The sequence below is a fragment of the Haloprofundus marisrubri genome, assembly GCF_001469955.1.
Taxonomy (GTDB): domain Archaea; phylum Halobacteriota; class Halobacteria; order Halobacteriales; family Haloferacaceae; genus Haloprofundus; species Haloprofundus marisrubri.
Map to the genome: position 1 here is coordinate 114,832 of NZ_LOPU01000011.1, position 9,138 is coordinate 123,969.

Here is a 9,138-nt window from a genome sequence, read left to right on the forward strand (position 1 = left end):
ACGCTCTCAGGCGATATCCCGACTCGTGTCGATGGAGACTTCCTCGGTCAGGCGGAGTTTGATGGTCTCTTCGAGCGCACGCCCGCCACGGAACTTCGGAATCGCCAGCCGATTCTCGATTTCGGAGCCTTTCACTTCCGTCTGCAACTGGAAGACGGCATCGGACATGTGTTCGGTCATGTCGCGGTTGTCCGGCACCGACCGGCCGTCGAGCGCGTGCAACACGGCGACACCGCCGGTGTTCATCACGTGCGTCTGGAGTTCGTTGAGGAAGTTGCGGTAGCGCGTCGGGTCCGCACGTTCCAACACGTCGACGACGTCGACGATGAGGTTCGCCCCCTCCGGGAGCGCCTGCACCAGTCGGTTCGCGTTGTCCAACGCCGCGTCGCCGCCGATGTCACGCACCGTCGGCCGGCCGACGCGAGTCGTCACTCGGTCCAGCGCGTCTTGGACCGCTTGGTCCGACCGGACCGTCGTCAGATACAGCGTCCCGCGCGTGGAGGTGAGTTCGTACAGCAGCAACTCCGACTGACTGGCGGGCGTCGCCGCGAGCGTGACGATGCTTCCGGCCGGGATACCGCCGCCTAGCTGGCGGTCCAGTACCGTGATTCCGGTCGGAAGCCTCTCTGCCATACGCTCTCACGAACGTGAATCATAATATGTCTTGCTCACGTGAGAGTTCTTTCGCCACTCGGACGTACGCCGCGTGTCCGCCGTCCGTCCGACGCGTCGACTCCGCATGCTCCGGCACCGTCCCGAGAACGGGGCAATCGAGCAACTCGGAGACGCCTGCCGGTGCGAGTCGTGTCCGATTGAGAACCACCCCTACGACTCGCGTCCCGAGTGCACGCGCCATCGCCGCTGTCTTCGCCGTATCCCGGAGTGCAGGCGCACAGAGCGTCGAAACCAGCAGCACCGCATCGGCGACGCGCAACGGTCCGGCAGCGTCGGGACCGGCACCTGCGGGACAGTCGACAAGTGTCGTTGTCTCGGTGGATTTGACCCGTTCGAGTTGCGACCCAGTGTCGCTGCCGGGGCCGCCGGATGCTGCGGGGAGCACGGAGAGTCCCGGCGACGACTCGTGAGCAATCGACAGCGGGTCGTCGGCGACGCCACCCACGTCGGCGACGGTCGGTTCGCGCGGCACGCCCGCCAGCGCGTGGAGATTCGGCATATCCCGGTCGGCGTCGACGGCGAGGACGTGGCCGTCGAGCGCTCTCGCCACGCCGAGCGTCGTCGTCGTCTTTCCACAGCCACCTTTTCCGCCAGCGATTGCGAGCATAACCCCCTCTGGCCGCGCTCTCGGATTTGAACGTTCGGACGGGGTTGCGGAGGCGGTGCTGTGGCTGTGGTGTGCTGTGCGGAGGCGGTGCTGTGGCTGTGGTGTGCTGTGCGGAGGCGGTGCGGAGACAGTGCGGAAGCGTCCGCGGTGTGGAGGCGGTGCGGAAAGTCGAACCCTCGCCGTACCGTGAGCGAGGCCGATAGGCCGAGCGAGCGGCCCTTTTTCATCGACGTTTTTGCAAGCGGGGGTGCGCAAAGCGCACCCCCCGCAGTAAAAAGGTCGCTGTTAGTCCTGACAGCAGCCGCCGGCTTCGCCCCCGAAGTCGACGGCCAGCGGGTCCGAAATCGCCTTGTTGATGTCTTCGAGGCGAGTCTGAAGCTCCTCTTGCGCTTCGAGATACTCGGCCATCGTCGGCAGCGAGTGCAGTTCCTGCTGTGCGCGCTGGACCTTCTGAAGTTGCTGCTGGTTCGCTTCACCCATCTGGCGGGCGACCATGAACTCCTCGCGGAGCTGTTCGAACTCCGAAATGTGGGACTGGACTTCCTCGTCGTCCTCGACTGCGGCTTTCGCGTCTTCGAACGCTTCGTACTCGGGGAGGGCCGCGATAGCGTCGCCGAGTTCGCGGCCGAGTTCGTCCGTTCGCGCCGTCTCGATGCTCATGGGCGCGCTTGGAACCGGAGTGGTTTAGGCTTGCCGAATAGCGAACGGGCTATCGACAATCGTACCACGTGGTTATATTCGGCCCACCGAGAACGCTCAGACGATGCAGTCTGTGCTCGCACTGTCCGCGCTCGCCGTCGTCTCGACGGCGGTGGTCTGGTACGGCAGTGACCTGCTCGAATCCTCCAGCGAACAACTCTCGGAGTACTACGGGCTTCCGCCCGCCGTCCACGGGGCCGTCGTCGTCGCCATCGGTTCGAGTTTCCCCGAACTTGCGAGTGTGGTGCTCTCGACGCTGGACGGGTCGTTCGGCCTCGGCGTCGGTGCTATCGTCGGCTCGGCCATCTTCAATATCTTGGTGATTCCGGCGGTTTCGACGCTGTTTGCGAATCGCCTCGAATCGAGCCGCGAGGTCGTGTACAGGGAAGCACAGTTCTACATGCTCTCCGTCGCGGTGTTCCTCTTGGTGTTCTCCTTCGGCGTCATCTACTCACCAGCACCGCTCTCGGAGAACGGCAGTCTCGTCACGACCATCACGCGCCCGATGGCGTTGGTTCCGATTCTGCTCTACGGCCTGTATATCTTCATCCAGTACCAAGACACCGCCGACTACGACTCGCCGACGCCCGACGGGAACGTGAACATCCTGAAACAGTGGGGGCTGCTCGCGGCGAGTCTCGTCATCGTTCTGGTCTCCGTCGAAGGATTGGTTCACGCCGCCCAAGGGTTCGCCGAGGTGTTCGGGACGCCCGAGTATCTGTGGGGTCTCACCGTCATCGCCGCCGGGACCAGTCTTCCCGACACGCTCGTCAGCGTCCGTGCTGCCCGCGACGACCGCGGCGTGACGAGTCTCGCAAACGTCCTCGGAAGCAACATCTTCGACCTGCTCGTCGCGGTTCCCGTCGGCGTGCTCATTCTGGGTGAAGCCACGTTCGACTACGGCGCGGCGGTTCCGATGATGGGCTTTCTGACGCTCGCCACCATCGTGCTGTTCACGACGATGCGGACCGACCTCGAACTGACCGACAGCGAGGCGGGGGTGCTCTTGACGACCTACGTCCTGTTCGTCGGCTGGATGGTCGCCGAGACGGTCGGACTCACGTCGTTCGTTCCCGGGATATGAGGCGTCGGCCCCCGGCGTCTGTGCGCGTTCTCGACTCGTTATCGCTCGTCGCCAAGTATGGCCCGTAACTCGTCGTACACCCCGTGCTGGCTCGTCCCCTCCCACTGATTCGCGGCGGGCCAGAGGTCGTAGCTGTCGTCGTCGCGGCGCGGGACGAGGTGGATGTGAAAATGTGGGACGGACTGCTGGGCGGCCTCGCCGCTGGCGTGCAGGAGATTGACGCCGTCGTAGCCGGCGGTCTGCAGGCGGTGCGAGACGTCGCGGGCGTGGTGTGTGACGTCCGAGAGCACTTCCTCGGGGACGTCGAAGAGACTGCCGTAGTGGTCGCGGGTGACGAGAAGTACGTGTCCCGGCGTCTCCGGCGCTCGGGGGGCGACGACCAGCGACTCGGGACGTTCGTGGAGAACGACGCCGGGGGCGTCGCCGTCGGCGATGGCACAGAACGGGCAGGTCATTCGCCGCGACGATTCGCCGCAAACTAGTTTAGCGTTACGACAATCGCGTCTCGACGAACGAGACGAGGTCGTGGAGTTCGTCTTGGCCCACTCCGTGACCCACTTCGTACACCGAAAAGGAGACGTCGGCACCGAGTTCCTGCAGTCGGTCTGCGGCCGCCTCCGCGCGGGCGGCGGGAATTATCTGGTCGGCGCTGCCCGCGCCGACGAACACCGGTTTTCCGGTGAGTTCGGATGGTTCGAGGTCGGTGTGTGACTCCGCGAGATAGCCGTGGAGCGCGACGACCCACGCGAACCGGTCGGGGTTCTCCAACAGCAAGGCGAGACTCGTAATCGACCCTTGGCTAAAGCCCAAGAGACCGAGATTGTCGGCGTCGAGGTCGTACGCTTCGACGGCGGCGTCGATGCTCTCGGAGACGAGGTCGAGACTCCGGCGGAACTCCTCGGCGTGCGGTTGGCTCTGGTGGAGACCACCTGCAGACATATCGAGTTCGTACCACGTGTAGCCGCCCATCAGTCGGTCAGGCGCGCGTAGACTGACGACGTGTAGCGTGTCGGGCAACTGTCGGGCGACGGGGAGCAAATCCTCTTCGTCGGCACCGCGTCCGTGGAGAACGAAGACGGCGGGCGCGGGGCCGTCGCTCGATTGCTGTGGTTCGACGTGGACGTGTTCCAGCGGAAGGTCGGCCATCGACCCCACGTACGCACTCGTCGGCCTTCAATCGGGGAGTGACGCGGACGTAACCGGTTTTCGTCCCGTCAGTTGACGCCGAGGACCGCGCCACAGTTCTCACACCGCCACAGGGCTCTGGTTCCCGCGCCGAGCATCACGCGCGGCGGCGTCACCGCCTCGTCGAGTTCGAGTTCGGCGACTTCGGGGCCGCCTTCGAGGTCGTCGGTCGTTTCAATGTCGGCGTCACAGTCGGGACAGTGAATCGGTTCGGTCGACATACGGTGTCTACGGTGTGACGGTCCTTCGGTGTCCCGGCCGTCGATACGGCATCATCTCTCGCCGACGCTGACTGTGTCGATGCGCTTACAATGGTGGCACCGTACCTGAAACCAATGGAGGCCGTTCTCTGGTACGTGCTCACGGGGACCCGCGGTGGGGCCAACCGTGCGCGCTTGCTCCGGGCGCTCGACGAACGGCCGCGAAACGCCAATCAGTTGGCCGAATCGCTCGAACTGGACTACAAGACGGTCCGTCACCACCTCGACGTGCTGATGGACAACGGCGTCGTCGAGAACAGCGGCGACGACTACGGCGCAGTGTATCTTCCGACCCAGCGAGCGCGCAAACATTGGGACGTCGTCGAAGAAATCATCGAGAAGGTGGAATAACTATGGCTGAATTTGGGAAAGAGTATAACAGTCGCACTCGGCAAGGTTTGTACGGATGACGCTCTGGGTGGATATCGCACGAGTTGCTATCGTGCTGAACCTCGTACTCCTCGCGGCCCTCGGTTACGTCTGGGGCCGGAACCTCATGGAGTTTCGCTCAAAGCACACGCTCGGTCTCGCGATGTTCGTCGCGTTTCTGTTCTTAGAGAACGCGTTGGCGTTTTACTTCTACAACCTCGACGCGACGTTGAGCGTCTGGGTCACCTCCATCCCGTCGATTGCGCAGTGGTCGATGACGGTTCTCCGCGTCTGTGAAACCGGTGGCTTGCTGTTTCTCACGTGGGTCACGTGGGACTGAAGAGTACTCCTGTCCCCCGCTTCAGCCCATCTCGTTTCGCCTCTCGTTTTGCTGACTTCCGCTTCTTCGTGCGCTCGTTTCTGTACTCGTCGTCGCCGGCTCTACCGAGAGCTATCGCCGTGGTTCTGACGCTCTCTCGACGGCCGATTCCGAATCTATCCCGCTCCAGACGGGCGTTTTGGTTCGAATTTGGGTGAGAGTTCGGTTGCAGTTCGGTTGCAGTTCGGAATACGCCCTTTACGTCCGACTGATTCGCTGCAGATGAAGCAACCATGGCAGCACACGACGCCTCCGACGCGGAGCAAACCCGGGACACCGAGCAGACAACCACCCGCCGCTCGCGCCGTCGATTCCTCGGCACGGCCGGGGCCCTCGGTATCGCCGCTATCGCTGGCTGTGCCGGCAACGGCGACGACTCGACGACGCCCGCCGGGAACGATACCGCGACGTCGACTGCGTCGCCGACCGCGACGCCCACGGAGACCGAGACTGAAACCGAGACCGAGACGCCGATGGAGGCCGTCGACCCCGACGTTCCCATTTTGAACTACGCGCTGACGCTCGAACACCTCGAAAACGCGTTCTACCGCGACGGCTTGGAGATGTTCAGCGACGACGAACTCATGAACGCCGACGCCCTCTCGCAGTTCGGCGAGACGGTTCGGATGGACGTCCCCGAGTACCTCCGTCTCGCGGGCGAACACGAGGCCGCTCACGTCGAAGCCATCTCGCAGGTCGTCACCGACCTCGGCGGGACGCCCGTCGAGGAAGCCGAGTACGACTTCGGCTACGAGACGCCCTCTGAGTTCCTCGCGGTCGGCAAGGCGCTCGAAAACACGGGCGTCGCCGCCTACGCGGGTGCGGCCCCGTCGGTCACGAGCAACGAGATTCTCTCGACGGCAGCGGGAATCCACAGCGTCGAGGCCCGACACGCGAGTTTCCTCAACCTCGTCAATTCGGATTCACCGTTCCCGAACGCCGTCGACGAGGCCAAATCCATGGAGGAAGTGCTCGAAATCGCCGGGCAGTTCATCACCTCCGAGATGGGCGACAGCGAGACGCCGATGACCGAAGACCGGCCAATCGAGCGCAAGCAGGAAGACGACACGAGCGACGTCGATATCCTGAACTACGCGCTGACGCTCGAACACCTCGAAAACGCGTTCTACCGCGACGGTCTGGAAATGTTCAGCAACGACGAACTGATGAACGCCGACGCCGTCTCCGACTTCAACGAGTCGGTCCGGATGATGCTCCCCGACCACCTCGCAACCGTCGGCGACCACGAGGCCGCCCACGTCGACGCGCTCTCCCAAACCGTCTCGGACCTCGGCGGCACGCCCGTCGAGGAAGCCGAGTACGACTTCGGCTACGAGACGCCCTCGGAGTTCTACGCCGTCGCACGAGCGCTCGAAAACACGGGTGTCGCCGCCTACGCGGGCGCGGCCCCGTCGGTGTCGAACGACGACATTCTGAACGCGGCGCTCGGTATCCACAGCGTCGAGGCCCGTCACGCCAGCCTCCTCAACGAGATAAACATGGAGACACCGTTCCCAGACGGCGTCGACGAACCGATGACGATGTCGGAGGTGCAAGAAGTCGCCGGTCAGTTCATCGTCGAGAACTAACCTACTCGACACGTCGATTCGGCCGATGCCCGGCCGCGAGACCGACGGCGTCTCGCTATCGAAACTCGCCGTCACCATGCTCCTGTCTATCGTCAGACCCACCGCGCACCGCGTTCGCGTGCCATCACTCGCGGTGATTTCTCGCGGTGATTTTTCAGCGACCGTCGAGCGGTCGCACCGTCGGGTTCGACGTCGATACCCGAATCCCAGAAACGCCGACGTTAAACGTGCCGACACGCAAGAGAGGCCAATGAGCCAGGACGCCTACTCCGAAGGGGACCTCCGGAACACAGGGATGTCCCTCCGCCACGACCGCGAGTGGGACTACGAACTCGACCGTATCATCGACGAAATCGAGGAACGCGACGCGACGAAAGTCGGTCTGCAGTTCCCCGAAGGTCTCAAACGCCGCGGCCCGGCGGTCGCCGACGACCTCCGCGAACTCTGCGACGACGACGTGACCTTCCTCCTGTCGGGTCAGCCGTGTTACGGCGCGTGCGACCTCGACACGTACCTGATGCGCCGAACCGACGTGTTCGTCCACTTCGGGCACTCGCCGATGAAGGAGTCGGACAAGATAATCTACGTTCCCCTCTTCTCGAACGTCGACCCCTACCCAATCATGGAGGAGTCGCTGGAGGAACTCGACGACCCAGACGAGAACCCCGACGTGGGTCTCGTCACGACGGCCCAGCACATGAATCTCTTCGAGGATATGTGCGAGTGGCTCGAAGAACGCGGCTACGAGGTCCACACCCGACGCGGCGACGACCGACTCACCCACGAAGGCCAAGTACTCGGCTGCAACTACGCCTCCGCGGATATCGACGCCGACCAGGTGCTGTACGTCGGCGGCGGGAAGTTCCACCCGCTCGGCTTGGCGATGGAACACCCAGACAAGAACGTCGTCATCGCCGACCCCGTCAACAACGTCGTCACCATCGCGGACACGGAAAAATTCCTCAAGCAGCGCTACGGCGCGGTCCACCGCGCGATGGACGCCGACAAGTGGGGCGTCATCTTCTGTACCAAAATCGGGCAGGGTCGCTGGGAAATAGCCGAGAAAATCATCGAGGAGAACGACAACGCCTACCTCATCACTATGGACGAGGTCACGCCGGACCGCCTGCGGAACTTCAACATGGACGCGTTCGTCAACACCGGGTGTCCGCGCATCACCACCGACGACGGCCCGCGCTTCCACAAGCCGATGCTGACGCCCGGCGAGTACGAAATCGCCGTCGGCAACAAACCGCTCGAAGACCTCGAATTCGACACGTTCCACGGCACGTGGTGAAGTCGCCGTAGGCGTCATCGTCTGCTGTCGGACTTCTCGCTCTCCCTGTCTCCACAAGACATTTCACACGCCTGTTCATTCTCTCTCGTATGGTCTCCAGACGAACCCTCCGACTCGCGGGGTCGGCGACGGTTGCGCTCGCTGCGCTGGCCGGTGTCGCCGCCGCACAACAAGTACCGACGACGCCGAACACACCGTCGATATCGCCCGTTCTGAGTTTTGCCATATCGCTCGTTTTCAACCTCGTCGTCGGCGGTATCGCCGTCGCCGCCGCGCCGGGTTACCTCCGACGTACCTCCGCTCGCGTTCGCAACAACCCCGGTTCGACGCTGCTGTGGGGGCTTATCGCCTTCATCGGACTGATACTCGCGTCCATCCTCATCATCACGCTCATCGTGACGATTCCGGCGCTTCTCGTCCTCGGAATCGTCGGGAACGTCATCGTGGCCGTCGTGGTCGGTATGGCCGTCACGAGAAGCGCCAACGACGACAATCTGTTCGTACCCCTCGCCGTCGGCGTGCTCATCATCTCGCTCATCGGTCTCATCCCGTTCCTCGGCGCTGTGGTGAACTTCGTCCTCGGAATGATGGGTGGCGGCGCGATGGTCAACGAGTTCCGCGACGGTCGCTGAACGCGGACTTCGATTTCTTTCCTGCTTACTCCGGTCCTGCCTCGTAGTGCTCACCGTCGTACTCGATGTTCCTGTGGGCACTGTTCTCGAACAACGGTCGCCTGCCGTCGATTCCGCTGGTGAGTCGGACCGTCTCGACACCGTCTTCGAAAAACGGGAGCGTGTTGCGGAGTCTCGCGTCCCGAAACGCCTGTTCGGGGATGAGTTTCGAAGTTCGATTCTCACTCACCTCTTCGGTCCGTGAGACTGTGTACTCCGCCTCGTAGCTCTCCTCGCCGCGTTTCGTTTCGGGACCGACCGTCACCGTGTCGTCGTCGCGGGCGAGTTCGACGACGCCCGCCGCCGGAGTCAACGCCAACGGC

The 9,138-nt window shown here is 63.4% G+C and carries 12 protein-coding genes and 1 pseudogene; 6 read left to right on the forward strand and 7 right to left on the reverse strand.

Annotated elements, in window-relative coordinates; translation table 11 throughout:
* Positions 1-6: 6 nt before the first annotated feature.
* From AUR64_RS02400 to AUR64_RS02410, 3 genes are all read right to left on the reverse strand, one after another.
* A complete protein-coding gene (locus AUR64_RS02400) occupies positions 7-633 on the reverse strand; it encodes an RAD55 family ATPase (RefSeq protein ID WP_058580352.1) in 627 nt (208 codons plus the stop codon).
* Between the two features lie 19 nt (positions 634-652).
* On the reverse strand, positions 653-1,282 hold the full coding sequence (locus AUR64_RS02405) for a MinD/ParA family ATP-binding protein (protein WP_058580353.1): 630 nt from the start codon (positions 1,280-1,282) through the stop codon (positions 653-655).
* A gap of 285 nt (positions 1,283-1,567) precedes the next feature.
* Positions 1,568-1,942: a YlbF family regulator gene (locus tag AUR64_RS02410; protein ID WP_058580354.1), complete on the reverse strand. Its 375-nt coding sequence runs from the start codon at positions 1,940-1,942 to the stop codon at positions 1,568-1,570.
* A 103-nt stretch (positions 1,943-2,045) separates the two neighbouring features.
* Here AUR64_RS02410 and AUR64_RS02415 point away from each other — a divergent pair, with 103 nt between their 5' ends.
* The gene (locus tag AUR64_RS02415) at positions 2,046-3,065 is read left to right on the forward strand and encodes a sodium:calcium antiporter (protein ID WP_058580355.1); all 1,020 of its coding nucleotides are present in this window, start codon (positions 2,046-2,048) and stop codon (positions 3,063-3,065) included.
* A gap of 38 nt (positions 3,066-3,103) precedes the next feature.
* On the opposite strand, the gene AUR64_RS02420 is transcribed toward AUR64_RS02415, so the two are convergent.
* From AUR64_RS02420 to AUR64_RS02430, 3 genes are all read right to left on the reverse strand, one after another.
* Complete coding sequence (locus tag AUR64_RS02420) at positions 3,104-3,520, reverse strand: HIT family protein (RefSeq protein WP_058580356.1); 417 nt, start codon at positions 3,518-3,520, stop codon at positions 3,104-3,106.
* A 34-nt stretch (positions 3,521-3,554) separates the two neighbouring features.
* Positions 3,555-4,211 carry an alpha/beta hydrolase gene (locus AUR64_RS02425; protein ID WP_058580357.1) on the reverse strand — a complete coding sequence of 219 codons (657 nt, stop codon included), beginning with the start codon at positions 4,209-4,211 and terminating at the stop codon, positions 3,555-3,557.
* 68 nt (positions 4,212-4,279) lie between these two features.
* Positions 4,280-4,471: a hypothetical protein gene (locus AUR64_RS02430; RefSeq protein ID WP_058580358.1), complete on the reverse strand. Its 192-nt coding sequence runs from the start codon at positions 4,469-4,471 to the stop codon at positions 4,280-4,282.
* 114 nt (positions 4,472-4,585) lie between these two features.
* On the opposite strand from AUR64_RS02430, the gene AUR64_RS02435 reads away from it, so the two are divergent.
* The 5 genes from AUR64_RS02435 (at position 4,586) to AUR64_RS02455 (ending at position 8,776) form a co-directional block, all read left to right on the forward strand.
* Positions 4,586-4,861 carry an ArsR/SmtB family transcription factor gene (locus AUR64_RS02435; RefSeq protein WP_058580359.1) on the forward strand — a complete coding sequence of 92 codons (276 nt, stop codon included), beginning with the start codon at positions 4,586-4,588 and terminating at the stop codon, positions 4,859-4,861.
* A gap of 55 nt (positions 4,862-4,916) precedes the next feature.
* Positions 4,917-5,219 carry a hypothetical protein gene (locus AUR64_RS02440; protein WP_058580360.1) on the forward strand — a complete coding sequence of 101 codons (303 nt, stop codon included), beginning with the start codon at positions 4,917-4,919 and terminating at the stop codon, positions 5,217-5,219.
* A 272-nt stretch (positions 5,220-5,491) separates the two neighbouring features.
* Positions 5,492-6,847: a ferritin-like domain-containing protein gene (locus tag AUR64_RS19910; RefSeq protein ID WP_058580361.1), complete on the forward strand. Its 1,356-nt coding sequence runs from the start codon at positions 5,492-5,494 to the stop codon at positions 6,845-6,847.
* Positions 6,848-7,097: 250 nt separating this feature from the next.
* Positions 7,098-8,144 carry a diphthamide biosynthesis enzyme Dph2 gene (dph2, locus tag AUR64_RS02450; RefSeq protein ID WP_058580373.1) on the forward strand — a complete coding sequence of 349 codons (1,047 nt, stop codon included), beginning with the start codon at positions 7,098-7,100 and terminating at the stop codon, positions 8,142-8,144.
* Between the two features lie 89 nt (positions 8,145-8,233).
* Positions 8,234-8,776 carry a hypothetical protein gene (locus AUR64_RS02455; protein WP_058580362.1) on the forward strand — a complete coding sequence of 181 codons (543 nt, stop codon included), beginning with the start codon at positions 8,234-8,236 and terminating at the stop codon, positions 8,774-8,776.
* 25 nt (positions 8,777-8,801) lie between these two features.
* On the opposite strand, the pseudogene AUR64_RS20720 reads toward AUR64_RS02455, so the two are convergent.
* A pseudogene (locus AUR64_RS20720) lies at positions 8,802-9,138 on the reverse strand (hypothetical protein); the annotation flags it as partial.